At 48.1% G+C, this 19,914-nt stretch carries 16 protein-coding genes; 8 read left to right on the top strand and 8 right to left on the bottom strand.

Annotation, left to right across the window (positions count from 1 at the left end):
• The first annotated feature begins 56 nt into the window (after positions 1-56).
• Positions 57-1,454, top strand: coding sequence for an alkaline phosphatase (locus tag KGF88_RS02895; RefSeq protein WP_153826023.1), 1,398 nt, complete (start codon positions 57-59; stop codon positions 1,452-1,454).
• Positions 1,455-1,463: 9 nt separating this feature from the next.
• Here KGF88_RS02895 and asnB read toward each other — a convergent pair whose 3' ends face one another.
• From asnB to KGF88_RS02870, 5 genes are read right to left on the bottom strand one after another with little or no spacing between them, the layout of a single operon-like run.
• Positions 1,464-3,476, bottom strand: a complete 2,013-nt coding sequence (gene asnB / locus KGF88_RS02890) for an asparagine synthase (glutamine-hydrolyzing) (protein WP_153826022.1) — start codon at positions 3,474-3,476, stop codon at positions 1,464-1,466.
• 15 nt (positions 3,477-3,491) lie between these two features.
• The gene (locus tag KGF88_RS02885) at positions 3,492-4,556 is read right to left on the bottom strand and encodes an aspartate/ornithine carbamoyltransferase family protein (protein ID WP_153826021.1); all 1,065 of its coding nucleotides are present in this window, start codon (positions 4,554-4,556) and stop codon (positions 3,492-3,494) included.
• A gap of 33 nt (positions 4,557-4,589) precedes the next feature.
• On the bottom strand, positions 4,590-4,712 hold the full coding sequence (locus KGF88_RS02880; RefSeq protein WP_257119960.1) for a hypothetical protein: 123 nt from the start codon (positions 4,710-4,712) through the stop codon (positions 4,590-4,592).
• 6 nt (positions 4,713-4,718) lie between these two features.
• The gene (locus KGF88_RS02875) at positions 4,719-6,143 is read right to left on the bottom strand and encodes a sodium:solute symporter family transporter (RefSeq protein ID WP_153826020.1); all 1,425 of its coding nucleotides are present in this window, start codon (positions 6,141-6,143) and stop codon (positions 4,719-4,721) included.
• Complete coding sequence (locus KGF88_RS02870; protein WP_153826019.1) at positions 6,140-6,667, bottom strand: hypothetical protein; 528 nt, start codon at positions 6,665-6,667, stop codon at positions 6,140-6,142. Before KGF88_RS02870 ends, KGF88_RS02875 begins: the two co-directional genes overlap by 4 nt.
• 95 nt (positions 6,668-6,762) lie before the next feature.
• On the opposite strand from KGF88_RS02870, the gene KGF88_RS02865 reads away from it, so the two are divergent.
• Positions 6,763-7,194: a 2-amino-4-hydroxy-6-hydroxymethyldihydropteridine diphosphokinase gene (locus tag KGF88_RS02865; protein ID WP_110075374.1), complete on the top strand. Its 432-nt coding sequence runs from the start codon at positions 6,763-6,765 to the stop codon at positions 7,192-7,194.
• A complete protein-coding gene (locus KGF88_RS02860) occupies positions 7,184-7,918 on the top strand; it encodes an SDR family oxidoreductase (protein ID WP_110075375.1) in 735 nt (244 codons plus the stop codon). Before KGF88_RS02865 ends, KGF88_RS02860 begins: the two co-directional genes overlap by 11 nt.
• A 40-nt stretch (positions 7,919-7,958) precedes the next feature.
• Here KGF88_RS02860 and acnA read toward each other — a convergent pair whose 3' ends face one another.
• On the bottom strand, positions 7,959-10,640 hold the full coding sequence (acnA, locus tag KGF88_RS02855; RefSeq protein ID WP_153826018.1) for an aconitate hydratase AcnA: 2,682 nt from the start codon (positions 10,638-10,640) through the stop codon (positions 7,959-7,961).
• A gap of 276 nt (positions 10,641-10,916) precedes the next feature.
• Here acnA and KGF88_RS02850 point away from each other — a divergent pair, with 276 nt between their 5' ends.
• Positions 10,917-11,804, top strand: coding sequence for a sensor domain-containing diguanylate cyclase (locus KGF88_RS02850; RefSeq protein WP_153826017.1), 888 nt, complete (start codon positions 10,917-10,919; stop codon positions 11,802-11,804).
• Between the two features lie 125 nt (positions 11,805-11,929).
• Complete coding sequence (gene tesB / locus KGF88_RS02845; protein WP_153826016.1) at positions 11,930-12,796, top strand: acyl-CoA thioesterase II; 867 nt, start codon at positions 11,930-11,932, stop codon at positions 12,794-12,796.
• Between the two features lie 86 nt (positions 12,797-12,882).
• On the opposite strand, the gene KGF88_RS02840 is transcribed toward tesB, so the two are convergent.
• Together KGF88_RS02840 and udk are read right to left on the bottom strand one after the other, a co-directional pair.
• Positions 12,883-14,130 carry a NupC/NupG family nucleoside CNT transporter gene (locus tag KGF88_RS02840; protein ID WP_153826015.1) on the bottom strand — a complete coding sequence of 416 codons (1,248 nt, stop codon included), beginning with the start codon at positions 14,128-14,130 and terminating at the stop codon, positions 12,883-12,885.
• A 21-nt stretch (positions 14,131-14,151) separates the two neighbouring features.
• On the bottom strand, positions 14,152-14,784 hold the full coding sequence (udk, locus tag KGF88_RS02835; protein WP_162014488.1) for a uridine kinase: 633 nt from the start codon (positions 14,782-14,784) through the stop codon (positions 14,152-14,154).
• 208 nt (positions 14,785-14,992) lie between these two features.
• Here udk and KGF88_RS02830 point away from each other — a divergent pair, with 208 nt between their 5' ends.
• The 3 genes from KGF88_RS02830 to fghA all read left to right on the top strand — a co-directional run bounded on the left by KGF88_RS02830 (position 14,993) and on the right by fghA (position 19,885).
• The gene (locus KGF88_RS02830; protein WP_153826013.1) at positions 14,993-17,782 is read left to right on the top strand and encodes a M16 family metallopeptidase; all 2,790 of its coding nucleotides are present in this window, start codon (positions 14,993-14,995) and stop codon (positions 17,780-17,782) included.
• 143 nt (positions 17,783-17,925) lie between these two features.
• Positions 17,926-19,050, top strand: coding sequence for an S-(hydroxymethyl)glutathione dehydrogenase/class III alcohol dehydrogenase (locus KGF88_RS02825; protein ID WP_153826012.1), 1,125 nt, complete (start codon positions 17,926-17,928; stop codon positions 19,048-19,050).
• Complete coding sequence (gene fghA, locus KGF88_RS02820; RefSeq protein WP_153826011.1) at positions 19,040-19,885, top strand: S-formylglutathione hydrolase; 846 nt, start codon at positions 19,040-19,042, stop codon at positions 19,883-19,885. Before KGF88_RS02825 ends, fghA begins: the two co-directional genes overlap by 11 nt.
• The last annotated feature ends 29 nt before the right edge of the window (positions 19,886-19,914 follow it).

Genomic DNA, 19,914 nt, shown 5'->3' with positions numbered 1-19,914 from the left:
GTCATAGCTAAGTTTTAAGCTTTACTATTAAACCTGCTTTATTTTTAGGAGTTGTTATGAAGTTTTCGGCCCCCGCGGTTAAATTTGGTCGCCTTGCCAGTAGTATTGCCGCCGCCCTGGTACTCAGCGCATGTGCTAACCAGCCAGCAACTGACGGCAATAGCGCAGCAGCTAATGTAACGGCTACAAGCTCCGGTGCACCTAATATTATTTTCATGATTGGTGACGGTATGGGGTTTGAATACATTTCAGCCTATCGCTATGCCATGAGTGAACTTGGTGCCGGCGAGCTAGCAGCAACTCCTTTTGATGATCTGTTAACCGGCGCCGCAACCACCTATCCTGATGACGATACTTGGGTAACCGACTCAGCTGCCAGCGCAACTGCCCTTGCTACAGGTGTGAAAAGCTACAATGGTGCGATTGGGATTGATGCGCAAAAAAATCCACAACAAACGCTGATGGAAAAAGCTCGTGAACATGGCTGGGGCACAGGTGCTGTCGCTACCGTTCAAGTCAACCATGCCACACCAGCAAGCTTTTTTACCCATCACCCTTCACGAAATCAATATAACGAGATTGCCGATAGCTATGCCAGCCAAGTCACCAACGGTGGCTGGAGCTTTGATGTGTTGTTAGGTGGCGGCTATCAGTATTTTCATCGGGATGATAAAAACTGGCTGCCGCAGTTGCAGCAGCAAGGTTTGAGTATCCTTACCGATGCCTCTGAACTGGATCAACAACAGCAACTGCCGGTATTAGGCTTGTTTGCTGACAAAGCCTTACCTTTCGCCATCGATGATAAGCCTGGCCGCCTTGCTCACATGACCAGCCAAGCCTTACGCTTACTCACCGAGCAAAGCCAGCAAACCAACAAGCCGTTTGCCTTGATGGTAGAAGGCAGCATGATCGACTGGTGTGGGCATGCCAACGATATCGCTTGTGCGGTGCATGAGATGGCCGATTTTGCTGCCGCAGTAGAGGTTGTTCGTGAGTACCTGGCGCAGCACCCAAATACCCTATTAGTGATTACTGCCGACCATTCAACCGGTGGTTTAACCCTAGGCCAAGGCGGTGAATACGCGTGGCATTCAGAACAGGTTATGGGCATTACTGCTTCGTTAGAGCAAATGACCAAACAATTATTGCAACTACCGCGTGAGCAATGGCGCGATTATCTAGCCCCAATCCTGAACTTACCGGTAACGGAACAACAATGGCAGCAGCTAGAGCAAGTGCAGATTGACGACTCATTGCGTGGCCGCGATCGGCAATATCCGCTAGGTAAGGTATTGGTGCAAATCATTAGCGAACACACTCGCACCGGCTGGACCACCACCGGTCACACCGCGGTTGATGTTCCGGTGATGGCAACCGGCCCTGGTGCCGATGCCTTCCGTGGCTATTTAGACAACACCGAGTTAGCTCAAGCATTGCTGCAGCTGGTACGCTAACCTAACTGCTTAAGCATGCCAGCCTAGCTCATCTGCCCGTTGCTGAGCTAGGGCTGGCACATCAGTTTTTATAAAGTGATGATGCATGATCTGCACCCCGAGCAGATGATTAATAAGGGCATCTAACTGTACTTTTTCATCGATAGGCACCTGCTCTGATTCGTGTCGCTGAAACACTTCTTGTACCTGTTGATAATCCAGTAACCCCGCTTCCGCAATAGCTTCAGCTGATAAATAGTGCTGCGCCAGCTTTAATACCGCCTGCCATTTAGCTGGATCTGTGTGCGCCGGCGGCGCCATAAAGGCAAATTTCTCGCGCTTATACAATACCTCGGGCAAGAGTCCCTTCATTGCTTCACGCAACACATACTTTTCTTTATTGCCTTTGATACGCAAGTGCGGCGGTACCTTGAATGCATACTCCGCCAAATGATGGTCTAAGAACGCTGGCCGTGCTTCCATCGAGTGAGCCATATCAACTCGGTCTCCGCCCCAAGTTAAAATTTGCCCTTCTAACATGGTCTTGATCCACACATATTGTGCTCTATCCAGTGGATGACGACCTTGTAACATGGTTTCATCTAAGGTCTCAGCAATAGCTTTACCAGCATCATAATCTTCTAAATGCTGCCTTCTAGCTGCCGCAATTAATGGCAAAGCTTGTTCACCACAACTCAACCAAGGCTGCACACAACTCGGAGTAAAGCCCATTTTAGCGTTGAAGGCTGGGCTAATGAATTCTTCACGCGCTAACATGGCGCCTTTAAAGAGTTGATTATTTTTCTCTAACAACTGCTGCCAGGCTTGCCGCTCCGACTCAGGGAGGTGATCGAGCCCGTGCAAGAACATATCCTTACGAAACGCAGGATAGCCGGCAAACAACTCATCAGAGCCCTCACCTGTTAACACCACCTTATAGCCCACCTGATTAACTTGCTGGCTCATAAGGTACTTAGCCACCCCAAGGGTGTTATAAATGGTTCGTTCGGTATGCCAGATGGTGGCGACAAAATGGTCATACAAATCATCGCTATTTAGCCGCATAATATGATGTTCGGCACCGGTGGCGGCGGCCATTTCTTCGGCAATAGGCGTTTCATCGTAAGCGTCGGCGTCAAACCCAATGGTAAAAGCCTTGATCGGATGCTGACTGGCGGCTGCTGATAAGCCTAAAATAGCACAGCTATCAATCCCGCCCGACAAATAGCATCCCACCGGCACATCTGCCGTTAAACGATGCTGAACCGCCTCGAGCAAGTGCTTGCGAACCCCATCAATGTATTCTTGTTCGTTCACCTCAGCGCCCGGATAATCACTCTCTAGCGGAAAATTCACATCCCAATAGCAGTGCGAAGAAATATCCAGTTGCCCATGGCGTCGTTTGATTTTTACCACATGCCCCGGAGGCACTTGATAGACCCCTTGAAAGGCCGTAGTGCCTGGCACCATCACTTGGATTAACTGGTGATACAGGCCTTCGTCGGAAAACTCTCGAGTTACTTCAGGATGGGCAAACAGCACTTTTAACTCAGATCCAAACACTACACCCGTTTCTGTCATGGTGTAATACAAGGGTTTGATGCCAAAGCGGTCGCGCACAAGATAGAGACAATCTTCGGTTTGATCGTACAAACTAAAAGCAAACTCGCCCCGCAAGTGCGTCAGCGTTTCAGCTAAACCATAGGCTTGGTAGAGATGCAGTACAATTTCTGAATCACTTTTACTCTGAAAACGAGCCCCTGCTGCAGTTAATTCCGCTCGAATTCTTTTAAAATCATAGAATTCACCATTATGAGCTAATAGCAAGTTACCGTCTGTAGAGACAAATGGCTGGCGCCCACGCTGTTCATTGAGGTCGATAATAGACAACCGCGCATGGCTAAAACCTACGCCCGTATCTTTTAAAATTTGGTAACCAAAGCCATCAGGACCACGATGGTGCATGATGGCGGCCATATTGACCAAGGTTTGCGGCTGTGGTGCTTGGCCATGCTGATTAAAAATTCCGGCTATTCCACACATACAACTCTCCTTGCGTTAGACAACATCAATCACTCGCTCAGCACGCTCTACCATACAGGTCAGCAACGCCATACGTAAAAATACCGCCCCTCGAGCTTGGCTAAAGTACCAATTGTGCGGGGTATGATCCAACTCTGTTGAAAGCTCTTCGCCGCGGGCTAACGGATGTAAAATAATCGCATCTGCTTTAAGTGGCGACTTAGCATGTAAATGAAAAGCATCACCGTAGGTATGAAAAGTATCGCCCTCCCACGAGATAGCATTGATGTAAACCACATCGAGACTAGGTAAACAATCGTTGAGCTCGGTACTCGTGGTCACCTTGATGCCACGTTGCGATAATTGCTCTCGTTGCCCCGGCGCAAAAAGCTCAGCGCTGCTGGCGGCATCATGAATAATCACCAACTCACTCACCGCATGGGCAAATACGGAGAGGCCTTTAAGCAAACTACGCACCGTGCGCATTTTATTAGGAACCCCAATCACACCGATCTTAATTTGGGCACCCGAATTAGCATCCAACAGCTCGGGGCGCCACTTGAAGATGGCATACAAATCAGCCAATGCTTGGGTGGGATGTTCATCTAAGCCATTGCCAGCGTTAATAATGGGGATGCGCAGCGAATCCATCATTTCATACAAGGACGATTGCTGGTTATCTCTAAGCACCACACAATCCCCGTAGTTATTAAACATCTCGGCCACGTCTGCTAAAGCCTCACCTTTGGCGATACCCGTTGTAGAACGATCGGTAATCGACATGATATCGCCACCTAATCGGTGCCAAGCGCTTTCAAAGCTTAACCGCGTACGAGTACTAGGCTCATAAAAGGCACTAATCAAGATCTTATTTTGCAAAGGAGAGCTAAACCGCTTCGGATTACTTTCTATTTTAGCCGCTAGCCGAAACAGTTGCTTCATGGTGTTCTGATCGAGCTGATCGCCCGCTACTATATGTTGGTTGGCCAGTTGCAAGAGATAATCGCCATCTTCTTGAATCGCCCTCAGCAAGGCCTTGGGATGAGCATCTCCGTACACATCCGGCCGCTTACGTTCAAACGAAATATCATTTGTATTCATAAATTTAGCTTCCTAACTTAAGATAATCTGGGGCTACCACAAGCCTTGCTGACGCCAATCGCGCACCCACAGCAACAAGAGTACTAGGGGCGCTACGGCGGCTAACACCAAGCAACTTAAAATGAGTCCTTGTAACCATTCTGCGCTTATCAACATGATGCTTTAGTCCTGTCGTTGTTGTAATAACTGCCAATCAAATCGGCTGCGGCTGCGTATCACGCCAATCATACAAATACTGCTAGATATCAAACAGGATAGTAACGCAGCTACATAGAAACCAATCAGCAGGTAACCTACTAAACCAGCACAGGTGCCAAGTAGCATGGCCGCAGTAGCGTAGCTGCCCGTTAATTTGGGTTGATATAGCCCTAGAATAATCGGCATGATGGTGCTGGCAACAAAAGCGCCAGCAAAATTAAGCAGTGCTCCCAACGTAGCTAGCTGAGGTAAGCAAAGCAGCCAAGTTAAAATACCCAAGGCCACAATACTGTAGCGATTAACCTTTAATAATTGCTGATCATTGGCTTGTGGCCGCAGTTGCTGTTGATAGACATCACGAGTAAGTAAATCTGCGCTAGCGGCAAGCAAGGAGTCTAAGCTCGAGGCCAGGGCTGAAAAGACCACCACAAATACCACCACGGCCCCTACTTTGCCCAATACTGCCGCTGCTACCATTGGGCCAACCATGTCTGCCGATGGCGGGAAAATGCCGAGCTGTGGCGCCGCTAAGGCAATAAAGCCGGTGACTATGGGGATCGGTAGCCACAACAAGCCACCCAATACGAACGCCTTAGCGCCAACCTGACTCTTGAATGATAGTGCCCGTGTCCACCACACGTTTGAGTGAAAAATCTCGCCCAAACCGAAAAAAATATTATTAAACAAAAACATGATTGCTGCGGGGAACAGCAGATCTAATAATTGCGGGTGCTGCTGCGTTAACTGTTCGTGCACGCTCGTAACGCTCACTTGGGTTAGCAATAGCCCTGCTACCACCACCACACCGATAATAATGATGACTGCTTGCACAAAATCTGTAGCTATCACCGCTTTAAAACCGCCAAACAGGGTGTAACCGACGCAGATCACCAAAATAGCTGTCATCCCCAGATGGTAATCAAGACCGCTGAGTGCCTGCAGGAGGATGCCACCGGCCATGCCCAAACTGACCAACCAGGCAAGGGCATAAACCGCAGAAATGACTAAGAATAGATACCAGGCCGGTTTGCCGTAGCGGCTGCGAACAAAATCACCAGCGGTATAACCACCGGGCATGAGTTGCTTTATCCGTTTTGCTAAGGGCGCAAACAGCAACAGGCCGAGCGCTGCAAAAGAATAGCCAACCATGCCCCACACCCCAAACTGATAGGTTAACTGCGGTGCTACCAGAGTAGTGTTACTGGTCACCCAAGTAGCCATGGCGGTAGCAGCAGCCAAGGCCAGCCCTACTTGTCGCCCAGCCAAGGCAAAATCTTCATGGCTACGGTTGCTGCGCCCCAACCAATAGCCGAAAGCTATCCAACCTGCACCAAATAGCACCACCAGCGTTAAGCCGAGTTGCGGAGTTAGTGCATAGGCACTGCTCATAAAGGCTCCTCGGTAGCGTTAGCGGAGCGATAGGCTCCCTTTGCAATCACCACCACCACTATCACAAACAGACCTAATCCCAAGCTGAATAAGCTCAGGGCTTGCCATAACGGATAGTGATCTACTTGTACCTTCACCACGTTACTGTAGTTGTTATTGCTAGCTCGCAAGCGAAAATAGTAAGTGCCGTTGGCAAAGCCAGACAAGGTCAGTTGTTGGGTGTTAGCCGGCCAAGGGTAAAGTGTTAGCGGTTGCTGGTTGTTTAACTGGGTAGCGGTAGGTGCTGCGGACCACCGCTCTAACTGCCAGGTTGTGGCTGCAGGAGCGGTATTACTACGCAACACAAAATAACCTTCTTTGCTCATCTCTACACTGGTGAGCTCAAGGGCGTTAGGTTCAGCGAGCAGGCTAGCTTTGGAGTTAGCACTGGCGGGTCCCGCCTGCATCAGCGACAATAGTAGCGCTAGCAGCGTGATAGAGAAAAATAACTCAATAATAAAGCGCTTGGTTGTTGGTTGCGGCACTCGTCCTTCCCGTAGCTCTTTGTTACAGGCTAGCAAGTGCAGAAAATCATTGCAACTTGGGGTATGCTCACAGCAATCGTGACGTAAGGATTAGCATGAATCGAATCTATCTTTGTAGTATGGGGGCCAATTTAGCTCCTGAGCAGAATTTTAAATTAGCCAAGCAGCAGCTAACCACCCTAGGCGAGGCTTGGTATTCGGCAGCCTTGTATACCCAGCCGGTGGCGATTGAAACCGACCATGAATTCTTAAATGCGTTGCTGCTATTACGCACCAGTTATAACCCCGAACAACTTAAGCAGCAGTTTAATGCGATTGAAACCAGTTTAGGTCGAGACCGCACCGACCCAAACTGTAGCCATAAAGATCGGCCGATGGATTTAGATATATTAGGTGAACTGCAAGCACCAACCACAGCAACGCATCAGCAAGTATGGCAACAAGTGCCGGCTTATCTAGCCGATGTGGTGCCAGACTTACAACGCCAATGGCAGCAATTATATGAAGGAAAACGCCATGCCAGCTAACTCTCCTCCTCAAGCACCCGTTGCTTTGATTACCGGGGCCGGCCGGCGCTTTGGTTTTACCTTAGCCAAAGCACTACTAGCCGAGGGCTACCAAGTGTTCGCCCACTATCATACCTCGCGCGACGGTATTGCCGAGCTCGAACAATTAGGAGCTGTTGGTTTGGCCGCCAACTTAGCAGACTTAAACCAAGTGTTAGCGTTAGCTGAGCAACTTAAGCAACACACCCAGCGACTTGATTTGCTCGTCAATAATGCGTCGTGCTTTTTCAACAACGCCACTGTGGATGACCAGCTAGATCATTTAACGGCGGTGTTAAATGTACACACGGCAGCGCCCTATTTGCTCATACGTGAACTGGCACCATTATTACGACAAAGCCAAAATCAGCAAGCTATGGTGCTGAATATCACCGACATCTATGTGGATAGCCCAGCCACCGACTACATCGCTTACTGTGCGGCGAAAGCGGGTTTAGCCAGCCTCACGCAGGCATTCGCCAAGCACTTAGCCCCGCACATACGAGTCAATGCTATTCAGCCTGGGCCTATTTTATTTTTACCCGAGCATGATTCAGAACATCGTCGTAAAGTATTAGCGCAAACGCCTTTGAAAGTTGAAGGAGGCCTTGAGCCCATGCTTGCGGCGGTACGTTTTTTACGCGATAACCCCTATGTTACTGGCGAATCCATAAAAGTAGACGGCGGTCGCGCGCTCAATATTTAAGCCGCTTACCACCGTCTTTCTTAACTGCAGGTGCTAGCTATTATGCCGCTAGCATCTGCCGTAGGACATAATGCAAAATACCGCCACTGCGATAGTATTGCAGCTCGTTACTGGTATCGATGCGACATTTCACCTTAAACTCAACCGTGCTGCCATCTTCTTTTGCTGCCTGCACAGTAAGCATTTGTCCGGCTTTTAGCTCATCGCTCAGGCCCAAGATGCTGATTTGCTCAGTACCATCCAATCCGTGAGCTTGCGCTCCTTCACCATCCACAAACTGTAGTGGTAACACGCCCATCCCCACCAAGTTAGAGCGATGAATACGCTCAAAGCTCTCAGCAATAACGGCTTTGACGCCCAGCAAGGTGGTACCTTTAGCTGCCCAGTCACGGCTAGAGCCGGTTCCATATTCCTTGCCAGCCAATACCACCAAAGGTGTTTGTTCTTGTTGATAACGCATAGCGGCATCATAAATCGATAATTGCTCACCCGATGGAATATGACGGGTATATCCGCCTTCCACGCCATCTAGCATACGGTTTTTAATGCGGATATTTGCAAAAGTACCGCGCATCATCACCTCATGGTTACCGCGGCGTGAGCCATAGGAGTTAAAGTCTGCTGGTTTTACGCCATGCTCTTGTAGATACTTACCTGCCGGCGAGTCAGCTTTAATTGAACCCGCGGGTGAAATATGGTCCGTAGTAATTGAGTCACCAAACAAAGCGAGAACTCGCGCTTTGTTGATGTCCGTAATAGCCGCCAACGGCTGGTCAATCGCAGTAAAGTACGGCGGATTTTTCACGTAAGTTGAATCATCGCTCCATTGATAAGTTTCGCCCTCACCAATAGGAATGGCACGCCACTCTTCATCGCCTTTGAACACCTCACCGTATTCTCTGCGGAACATATCACCATCAACTAACTGCACCGCCTGTGCAATATCATGATTGGTTGGCCAAATATCTTTCAGATAAACCGGGTTTCCGTCGTTATCTGTCCCTAAGGGCTCGCTGCTTAAATCGATGCGGGTAGTGCCTGCGAGCGCATAAGCAACCACCAAGGGCGGTGACGCCAACCAGTTTGCTTTTACATCTTGGTGGATCCGACCTTCAAAGTTTCGGTTACCCGATAGCACCGAACTTACGGTTAAATTGCCAGCACGGATGGCATCAGTAATATTATCTGGTAACGGACCTGAGTTACCGATACAAGTGGTACAACCGTAGCCTACCAAATTGAATCCAAGTTCATCTAGATATTGGGTTAATCCCGCTTTGGCAATGTAGTCAGTGACCACTTTAGAGCCTGGCGCTAACGATGATTTGACCCAAGGTTTGCGTTGCAGACCTTTCTCTCTGGCTTTTTTAGCCACCAAACCGGCCGCCATCATCACACTTGGGTTAGAGGTGTTCGTACAAGAGGTAATAGCAGCAATCACCACATCGCCATGGCTAAGTTCATAATCGGTACCTGCCACAGGTTGGGATTTTTCCGTTTCGCTCGCTTGCCCATTACTTTCTAAGAACAAATCAAAAGCCGCACCTAATTGTGGTAAAGCAACTCTATCTTGTGGCCGTTTAGGCCCTGCTAAAGACGCTGCTACCGTGCTTAAATCAAGTTCCAAAGAGGCGGTAAAACTTGGTTCATCACCACTTTCACGCCACATGCCTTGCGCTTTAGCATAAGCTTCAACCAAAGCAATCGTATCAGCATCACGCCCTGACAATTCCAAGTAGCGCAAGGTTTCTTGATCGACCGGGAAAAAGCCACAAGTTGCACCATATTCAGGCGCCATGTTACCAATAGTGGCGCGGTCAGCCAGTGGCAAATGGTCCAAACCGGGGCCATAGAATTCAACAAACTTACCGACCACGCCATGTTTTCGTAGCATTTGCGTCACGGTAAGAACTAAATCGGTAGCGGTAACGCCTTCCGGTAAGCGTCCGGTTAATTTAAACCCAACCACCTCAGGAATCAGCATAGATACAGGCTGACCTAGCATAGCTGCTTCAGCTTCAATACCACCGACGCCCCAACCGAGTACCCCCAAACCATTAATCATGGTCGTGTGAGAGTCGGTTCCGACTAAGGTGTCAGGCATCACATAGGTCTTATCGCCTTGTTGCTTGGTCCAAGCTACTTTAGCTAAATATTCTAAATTCACCTGATGGCAAATACCGGTGCCAGGTGGAACCACACGGAAATTCTCAAACGCATGCTGGCCCCAACGTAAAAACTGATAGCGCTCAAAGTTGCGCTCCATTTCTATTTTTACGTTCTGTTTGAAGGCTTCTGCTGAGGCGTACTTATCTACCATCACCGAATGGTCAATAACCAAATCTACCGCCGATAATGGATTGATCTGATTCGGGTTCTGCCCCGCTTTAGCAACAGCATCACGCATTGCTGCCAAATCAACCACCGCTGGTACCCCAGTAAAATCTTGCATGAGCACCCGTGCTGGCCGGTACTGAATCTCACGATCTGAACTGCGTTCGTGCAACCACTTAGCAATGGCTTCAATATCAGTTTTAGTTACGGTTTCGCCATCTTCATTGCGTAGCAAGTTCTCTAATAAAACCTTCATGGAGTTAGGTAACTTGTCTATATCTGCGAGCTCGCTGAGTTGCGCGGCCGCCTTTGGTAGACTGTGATAATGATAGGTTTTACCGTTAACTTCTAAGGTACTTAAGGTGTTAAAACTGTCGTTACTCGACATGAGGCACTCCTTATCTGTAAAAACCGCTAAGCCCCGATTCAGTTGGCTTCGCTGGTTATTTTTGCAACATCCTAAAAGCCTAGCTTGAAATGATTGAATACGCTAGTCGACGTCAGTGCGCGATCACTTAAACTAAGCTACTGATATTCACTATGAAACCTTCTCATACAAAGATCAACCACCGCCCTGTTGCCTTCGACTAAAATATACCCTATAAACATGTAACTTGTGTGAACACTGGTGCACACTAACCCTGTTTGCCTCACAAAGGAACTTATGGCTACCGATATTAAAGCGTTTCAAGCACTCAGTGAATACATGGATTTGTTACTCGATGCCATTTGTGTGGTCAATCGAGCCGGTGAATTCGTCTACTTAAGCCAAGGTGCTGAACGCGTGTTTGGCCGAACGCCCCAACACATGTTGGGACAATCCATGTTTAAGTTTATTCATCCGGATGACCATGAGCGCACCCGCGCGGCGGCGCAGAAAATTATGGGTGGTGAAGCCCAAACTCATTTTGTTAATCGCTACCTGCGCGCCGACCAGAGTGTGGCATGGATTCAATGGTCAGCTCGGTATTTTGTCGATCGTGATCTGCGCGTTGCAGTGGCACGTGATATTACTGCGCAGCGACAGATGGAAGAGGAACGCGAACGACTGCTGCAACAGCTTGAGCTGTTAGCCTCTACCGATGCCCTTACTGGCATTGCTAATCGCCGTGCATTTGTTGAACAAGCCCAGCAGCGCCTGCGTACTAATGCGCAACTGGCAGTGATGTACCTCGATTTAAATCATTTTAAACAAATTAACGATAGATTTGGTCATGCTGGTGGCGATAAACTGATCCAGCAAGCTGCCCAACGCCTTCAGCAGAGTTTACGCAGTCACGATTTAATTGCGCGGATGGGCGGTGATGAATTTGTGGTGTTAGCTGATCGTATTCAACATGCCAGTGCGGCTCAAAGTGTCGCTGAGCACCTCTACCAAGCCTTTGAATCACCGTTTGTCCTAGCGCAACAGCACGTTCTAGTAACTCCAAGTATTGGGATTGCGTTGTACGGCCAGCATGGCGAAACTCTTGAAGACCTCTTGCAGCATGCCGATAATGCCATGTATCAAGCTAAACAGCGCACGGACAAAAGCATTCAATTAGCTTATTAGCTACTTTTACCCTGTTGCCCTGCGGGCTATAATCACCTGCTTTAATTGATAGCCAGGCCGATGTTGTTGCGGTAGCTATCTCGTGATCAAGCGCTAAACAAGTTCGCTAAGGAAGAGAACCAACCATGAGCCAAGTATTAAGTGATTTGCTTAACCTCTTACGTTTAGAAACTATTGAACAAGGCATTTACCGGGGGCAAAGCCAAGATTTAGGATTTGGTGCTGTGTTTGGCGGTCAGGTGATTGGGCAGGCTTTGTCCGCAGCAAAAGAAACCTTACCTGAAGATCGGAAAATCCATTCCTTACATAGCTACTTTTTACGTCCAGGCGATGCGCATAAACCTATCGTGTATGATGTCGAAGCCATTCGTGACGGTAAGAGTTTTTCCACGCGGCGGGTACAAGCCATCCAGTTTGGCAAACCTATTTTTTATATGACAGCGTCATTTCAAATAGACGAACCGGGCTTTGAGCATCAAGATGCGATGCCGCAGGTGCCAGGTCCTGAAGGGTTAGTGTCTGATATTGATATTTATCGCGAACACGCTGACTTAATTCCAGCTAGTATTCGCAACAAATTTATTTGTGAAAAGCCGATAGAAATGCGCTTTGTCACCGCCAATAATCCATTTAAACCTCATGTCGACGAGCCGCGCCGCTATGTTTGGCTGAAAGCTAACGGCGACATGCCAAACGACCCACGGGTGCACAAATACTTATTGGCTTATGCTTCTGATTTCAATTTCTTACCTACGGCATTGCAGCCACACGGCCATAGCTTTGCTCAGCCGTACATACAGATGGCAACGATTGACCACTCCATGTGGTTTCACCAAGATTTTCGGATGGATGATTGGTTGTTGTACGCCATTGATAGCCCTCGTGCCTGCGGTGCTCGGGGGTTAGTAAGAGGTCAGATTTTCACGCGTGAGGGGTTGCTAGTGGCATCTACCATGCAAGAAGGTGTGATGCGTAAGTACCCACAAAAATAGGCTAAACCTGGGTTACGACCATAAAAAAAGACCGCTATTCGCGGTCTTTTTTGGTACTAGCTTATCGTCTCTAGCGCAGCAATTGCTTAAGCTGCGCCTAAGGTAAAGAAGAAACCAGCAATGGCTGCACTCATCATGTTCGCTAGTGTAGCGGCCAACAGTGCTTTCATGCCTAAGCGTGCAATATCATGACGACGACTGGGCGCCATACCGCCCAAGCCACCTAATAAAATCGCAATCGAGCTAAAGTTAGCAAAGCCACAAAGCACAAAGGTGATGATCACTTGGCTATGCTCACTTAACTGATCTTGGTAATTCACAAAATCAAGATAAGCCACAAATTCATTAATGACTAACTTTTGCCCAATAAAACTACCAGCCAACTGAGCTTCATCCCAGCTTACTCCTAAAATATAAGCCACCGGTTGAAACACATAACCAAAGATTAGCTGTAACGACAGTTCAGGGTAGCCGAACCAGCCACCAACCCAACCAAACAGGCCATTGATTAAAGCAATTAATGCTACAAAGGCAATCAACATAGCGCCCACGTTGATAGCTAGCTGAACACCGCTAGAAGCACCTGCAGCCGCTGCATCAATCACGTTGACCGAACGCTGTTCAACCTCATCATCGGCACATTCAATGTCAGCGCCTTCAATGATGCTATCGAGATCTTCACGGGGCTTTTCGGTTTCTGGGATGATCATCTTCGCCATCAGCAAGCCCGCCGGCGCTGCCATGAAGCTTGCGGCAATCAAGTATTTCAACTCAACCCCAACCCCCGCATAACCAGCTAGCACCGAACCTGATACGGAGGCCATGCCGCCTACCATCACCGCAAATAATTCAGATTTGGTCATGCTAGCAATAAATGGGCGCACCATCATCGGCGCTTCGGTTTGTCCGACAAACACGTTTGCTGCCGCTGACATAGATTCGGGACGGCTGCTGCCGATGATCTTCTGCAAGCTACCGCCGAGAATTTTGATAATCCATTTCATGATGCCCACGTAATAGAGCACTGATATAAGTGAGGAGAAGAAAACAATCACGCTCAACACTCGAATGGCGAATACAAAGCCAAAATCAGCTGAGGCTAAACCGCCAAACATAAAGTCTATACCGGCATCGGTAAAGGCAATGATGTTAGCAACCCCAGATGCCACCGCATACAGCACGTCTTGACCGAAGGGCACGTAAAGCACAAAAGCACCTAAGGCTAATTGAATCGCAAAGGCTCCACCCACGGTGCGCCAGCGGATCTGTTTACGATTAGACGAGAATAAGTAGGCAATAAAAAGAATGATGGCGATGCCGAGAAAACTATTCATAAATATCAGGACCGTGGTTTTTTATTCAGCCAAAAGCTGGCGAATTTTAGATTTAATTAGGTCGATTGCGATTTCATTTTGACCGCCGCGAGTCACGACTAAATCAGCAAACTGCTTCGACGGTAAAATAAACTCGAAAAAGGCTGGTCGTACGGTTTCTTGGTACTGGTCAGCAACAGACTGGATAGTCCGGCCACGCTCTTCTACGTCACGAATCATGCGCCGCAGTAGGCATACATCAAGGGGGGTATCCATAAACACTGAAATATCGAACAACTTCCGTAAGTTCGGGTCATTTAGGAGTAAAATACCTTCTACCATAATGACTTTACCCGGATTAACTTTAATGGTGTCGGGCACCCGGGTGTGGGTTTTGTAACTATACTGCGGCATTTGAACCGCTTCACCATCACGCAATTGCTCTAAATGCTTAACTAGCAACTCATGCTCAAACGCCGACGGATGATCATAGTTGGTTAGTTGGCGTTGCTCAAAGCTCAAATGGCTTTGGTCACGGTAATAGGCATCTTCAGCTAAGATAGCAATACCTTGACCGCCTAACTCTGCCACCAACTCTTGATAAACCGTTGATGCAAAGAGGCTTTTTCCTGAAGCAGAAGCGCCAGCGATGGCGATGATAGTTGTTTTTCCCACGCGTTTTTCTTTCTTTTTGCCCGACCACAGCCGGCAATTATCCTTGATTCGGCAGCTAATTGGAAGCGCTGTAACCTAGCAAGTTGTAACTGAATTAAGAGAATTTGACCAATCTTGTTACATTTTTCCCACCGCTTATGGATTACAACTGTGTGCTAAGTTGACTATGATAGGCTGGTCAATAGACTCAAACAGGGAACATTAACTTATGCGTTTTACCAAAACCCTCACTGCAGTTGCGGTAGCCACAGTATTGTTAGCTGGCTGTCAAACAACTGCTGAAACTCAGAATAACCGTCAGCAAGCTGTTGCAGCTGCGCAACAAAATCTGCCTGACTTAGATATCGCCTACGAATCATTTACCTTAGACAATGGTTTGCGGGTCGTTGTACACACCGACCGTAAAGCACCGATTGTTGCTGTTAACGTTTGGTATGCAGTTGGCTCAAAAGACGAAAAACAAGGCCAAACTGGTTTTGCACACTTATTTGAGCATTTAATGTTTAACGGTACCGAAAACTACGACGACGAGTATTTCGGTCCATTTGAACGCGCTGGTGCGACCGACATGAACGGTACCACCAACAACGATCGTACCAACTATTTCCAAAACGTGCCTACGCCTGCTTTAGATATGGCGTTATGGATGGAATCAGATCGCATGGGTCACCTGTTAGGTGCAGTAACCCAAGAGAAGCTTGATGAGCAACGCGGTGTGGTACAAAACGAAAAACGCCAAGGCGAAGCACAGCCGTATGGCAAAGCCTTTGGTTTCCTAGCTGAACAAACTTTCCCACAAGGTCACCCTTATTCGTGGTCAGTGATTGGCTCGATGGATGACTTGAATGCCGCCTCTCTAGATGATGTACACCAGTGGTTTAATGATTACTACGGTGCGGCTAACGCCGTGGTTGTGTTAGCTGGTGATATCGATGTAGCGACCGCAAAAGAAAAAATGGAAGAATTTTTCGGCCATATTCCAGCCGGTAAACCGCTACAGAAACTAGAAAGCTGGGTCGCTAAGCGTGAAGGTACCAAACGTGCCACCATGGAAGACAACGTGCCAGCTGCACGCCTGTACAAAGTTTGGAATACCGCTGAAATGGGCACTGATGACTCAGAATACCTGAGCCTGATGGTAGATATTTTAGCCGGCGGCAAAAACTCACGTTTGTATCAACGCCTTGTCTATGATGAGCAGATCGCGAGCATGGCGTCTGGTTTTAACTACGAGCGCTTGTTAGCCGGTCAAATCATGTTGATTGCCGATGCTAAGCCAGGTGTTGAATTAGCTAAAATCGAAGCTATCATCGATGAAGAACTCAATAAATTAATGACTGAAGGCCCAACCGCCGAAGAATTAGCGCGGGTTAAGTTTAGCCAAGTAGCTGGCTTTGTTCGCGGTGCTGAGCGTATTGGTGGCTTTGGCGGTAAATCAGATATCTTGGCAGCTGGTGAAGTCTATCACGGCAACCCTGGGTCGTTTGAAAAGTCCTTAGCAACCATTCAAGCCGCTTCTGCAGCCGATATCCAAGGCGCAATGCAGCGCTGGCTAACTGATGGCGCCTTTGTGTTAAACGTGGTACCACAACCTCGTTACACCCCAGGTGCACAGATTGCTGATCGTTCTAAATTACCAGAAGTTGGCGAATTGCCAGAGCTTGATTTGCCAGAACTCAACACCTTCACTTTGTCTAACGGCTTAGAAGTTGCACTGGCGGAACGTCACGACATCCCGACCGTACAAATGAGCCTGATTTTTGACAGTGGCTATGCCTCCGACTTTGGTAACAAAGTAGGTACTGCTAGCTTCGCCATGAGCATGATGCGTGAAGGCACCAGCAACCGTGATGCGTTAGAGTTTTCGCGTCAATTAGAAAGCCTAGGTACTAGCCTTTATGCAAGCGCTAGCTTAGATACGTCTCGCATCAGCATGGATGCATTAACTTCGAACTTAGCACCAAGCTTAGATATGTTCGCAGATATGCTACTTAACCCAACCTTCGCCCAAGATGAAATCGATCGTAAGCGCAGCAACTGGTTAGAAACCATCAAACGTGAGAAAGCGCAACCAAACAGCCAAGCTCTACGTATCATGCCAAGCTTGTTGTTCGGTGATAACCATGCCTACAGCCAACCGCTTACAGGTTCTGGTACTGAGCAATCAATCAACTCGCTCACGCGAGATGATTTAGTCGCTCACCACAGCACTTGGTTACGTCCTGACAATGCTCGTTTAGTGATTGTTGGTGCTACTACTGAAGCTGAAATCAAACCTTTGCTAGAGCAGTACTTAGCTGCATGGCAGGCTCCAGCTACGGCTAAGCCAACCAAGCAATTTAGCGACGTGGCGCCACAATCAGTGAATCGAGTGTTCTTGATTGACCAACCTGGCACACCACAATCAACCATCTTTGCTGGTCATGTAGCACCATCAGACAAAGTTGATAATGCCGAAGCCATTGACGTGATGAACACCATCATCGGTGGTAGCTTCACCAGCCGTTTGAACATGAACCTTCGTGAAGACAAAGGTTGGTCGTACGGTGCGCGTAGCTCATGGATTGGCAATAACGAGGCGGGTATGTTCCTAGCCATTGCTCCAGTACAGACCGATAAGACCAAAGAGTCTATTCAAGAAATCGTGAAAGAACTGAAGCAATACGAAGGTGACAAACCAGCAACGGCTGAAGAGTTAGCTAAAGTTAAAGCTAACAAAACGGCGAAATTGCCTGGAGCTTATGAAACCAAAGGCGCTTTATTAGGCTCTATCGTAAGCACTCTAGAAAAAGGCAAAGACATGCAGTGGTTGGAAAACTACGGTGAGCGTGTTAACAGCCTAGAGGTGAACAACATTCGCCAAGTAGCCAAAGACGTGATTCGTCCAGAAGGTATAACTTGGGTCATCGTGGGTGACTTAAGCAAAATCGAAGCCGATGTACGTGCGCTTAACTTAGGCGAAGTAACTAAACTTGATGCTGACGGCAACCCTTTATAAGGCGTTAGCTGATTAAGTTCTGCGTTGTAAGTGTGTTTAGCCGCTCCTTGTGAGCGGCTTTTTTTTGAGCCTTTTCCTTTTTTGCTGCGTAGCCGTTACAATAGTGACACCAGTTACTTACTTTCTACCCAAAAGGATGATGTATGGACATGATAAAAACTCGCGCCGCGGTTGCATGGGCACCAGGCGAGCCATTAAAAATTGAAGAAGTAGATTTAATGCCGCCACAAAAAGGCGAAGTTTTAGTACGCATTGTTGCCACAGGGGTTTGTCATACGGATGCCTATACCCTGTCGGGAGCCGATCCTGAAGGCGTTTTCCCTGCTATTTTAGGCCATGAGGGTGGCGGTGTTGTTGAAGCCGTGGGTGAAGGCGTGACCTCAGTTGCTGTGGGTGACCACGTGATTCCACTTTACACCCCCGAGTGCGGTGAGTGTAAGTTCTGTAAATCAGGTAAAACCAATCTTTGCCAAGCCATTCGTACTACCCAAGGTAAAGGCTTAATGCCTGATGGCACCACTCGTTTTTCTAAAGATGGTCAACCCATTTATCACTATATGGGCACTTCAACGTTTTCTGAGTACACCGTTGTTCCAGAAATCGCGTTAGCCAAAGTAAACAAAGAGGCCCCACTCGAAGAGGTTTGTTTGTTAGGTTGCGGCGTCACCACAGGTATGGGTGCAGTAATGAATACAGCCAAAGTACAAGCTGGCGATACCGTTGCTGTGTTTGGTCTAGGTGGGATTGGTTTGTCAGTGATCATTGGCGCAGTGATGGCGAAAGCCAGCCGTATTATTGCCATTGATATTAACGAATCTAAGTTTGATATTGCGCGCAAGCTAGGTGCCACAGATTGTATTAATCCAAGCGACTACGACCGTCCAATTCAAGAAGTGATTGTCGAAATGACTGACGGCGGCGTGGATTTCTCGTTTGAATGTATTGGTAACGTCAAAGTCATGCGCTCAGCGCTAGAATGCTGCCATAAAGGCTGGGGCGAATCAGTGATTATTGGGGTGGCTGGTGCTGGTGAAGAAATTTCCACACGCCCGTTCCAGTTAGTTACCGGTCGGGTCTGGCGTGGTAGCGCCTTTGGTGGCGTAAAAGGTCGTAGTCAATTACCTGATTACGTAGAAAGATACCTTAAAGGCGAGTTTGAGCTGAGTACTTTCATCACCCATACCATGGGCTTAGAAGATATCAACGAAGCTTTTGACTTGATGCATGAAGGTAAATCGATTCGGACGGTTATTCACTATGATAAATAAAGTCAACGAAGTTAAAAGCTTCGGTGGCCGTCAATTACGCTTTGAGCACCAATCTAAGGTGCTCAACTGCGTGATGCAGTTCAGTGTATTTTTACCACCGCAAGCAGAACACCAAGCCGTACCTGCACTCTATTGGCTATCTGGGCTCACTTGTACCGATGAGAACTTTAGCAGTAAAGCCGGTGCCCAACGCGTTGCGGCTGAACTTGGCATAGCTCTGATTATTCCAGATACCAGCCCACGTGGTGATGAGGTGCCCGATGATCCTGACGGTGCTTACGACTTCGGTAAAGGCGCAGGGTTTTATGTGAACGCCACCCAAGCTCCTTGGCAGCAACACTATCAGATGTACGATTACATTGTGGATGAACTGCCAGCTTTGCTTGAGCAGCACCTACCGCTTACCAGCCAACGCAGTATTAGTGGCCACTCTATGGGCGGCCATGGCGCCTTGGTGATTGCTCTGCGCAACCCTGAACGTTATCAGAGTGTGTCGGCATTTGCTCCTATTAGTCATCCTAGCCAATGCCCATGGGGTAAAAAAGCCCTGCGCGGGTATTTAGGTGAGGATGCCCAAAGCTGGGCCGAATACGATGCTGTGCAGCTATTGCAACAATATAAACACTGCCCTCCGCTCTTGGTGGATCAAGGCAGCGCCGATAACTTTTTAGCTGAGCAGTTATTACCAGAAACCTTGGCGCAAGCTTTACAGCTGCTACCAAAGGATGCCGTAGCTGAGTTGCGTTATCAAGCCGGCTACGATCACAGCTATTATTTTATCGCCAGCTTTATTGCCGATCATCTTCGCTTTCATGGGCAGTACTTAAACCGATAGCCGCTTAAAAAACAAGCGATTATTCGCTC

Source organism: Idiomarina loihiensis (assembly GCF_024584785.1).
Lineage (GTDB): Bacteria > Pseudomonadota > Gammaproteobacteria > Enterobacterales > Alteromonadaceae > Pseudidiomarina > Pseudidiomarina fusca.
The sequence above is the reverse complement of the archived record's forward strand: the minus strand, read 5'-3'. Positions and strand labels throughout refer to the sequence as shown.

Coding starts and splice junctions, on each gene's coding strand:
- KGF88_RS02895 (WP_153826023.1), top strand. CDS start 57: ATGAAGTTTTCGGCCCCCGCGGTTAAATTTGGTCGCCTTGCCAGTAGT.
- asnB (WP_153826022.1), bottom strand. CDS start 3,476: ATGTGTGGAATAGCCGGAATTTTTAATCAGCATGGCCAAGCACCACAG.
- KGF88_RS02885 (WP_153826021.1), bottom strand. CDS start 4,556: ATGAATACAAATGATATTTCGTTTGAACGTAAGCGGCCGGATGTGTAC.
- KGF88_RS02880 (WP_257119960.1), bottom strand. CDS start 4,712: ATGTTGATAAGCGCAGAATGGTTACAAGGACTCATTTTAAGTTGCTTG.
- KGF88_RS02875 (WP_153826020.1), bottom strand. CDS start 6,143: ATGAGCAGTGCCTATGCACTAACTCCGCAACTCGGCTTAACGCTGGTG.
- KGF88_RS02865 (WP_110075374.1), top strand. CDS start 6,763: ATGAATCGAATCTATCTTTGTAGTATGGGGGCCAATTTAGCTCCTGAG.
- KGF88_RS02860 (WP_110075375.1), top strand. CDS start 7,184: ATGCCAGCTAACTCTCCTCCTCAAGCACCCGTTGCTTTGATTACCGGG.
- acnA (WP_153826018.1), bottom strand. CDS start 10,640: ATGTCGAGTAACGACAGTTTTAACACCTTAAGTACCTTAGAAGTTAAC.
- KGF88_RS02850 (WP_153826017.1), top strand. CDS start 10,917: ATGGCTACCGATATTAAAGCGTTTCAAGCACTCAGTGAATACATGGAT.
- tesB (WP_153826016.1), top strand. CDS start 11,930: ATGAGCCAAGTATTAAGTGATTTGCTTAACCTCTTACGTTTAGAAACT.
- KGF88_RS02840 (WP_153826015.1), bottom strand. CDS start 14,130: ATGAATAGTTTTCTCGGCATCGCCATCATTCTTTTTATTGCCTACTTA.
- KGF88_RS02830 (WP_153826013.1), top strand. CDS start 14,993: ATGCGTTTTACCAAAACCCTCACTGCAGTTGCGGTAGCCACAGTATTG.
- KGF88_RS02825 (WP_153826012.1), top strand. CDS start 17,926: ATGGACATGATAAAAACTCGCGCCGCGGTTGCATGGGCACCAGGCGAG.
- fghA (WP_153826011.1), top strand. CDS start 19,040: ATGATAAATAAAGTCAACGAAGTTAAAAGCTTCGGTGGCCGTCAATTA.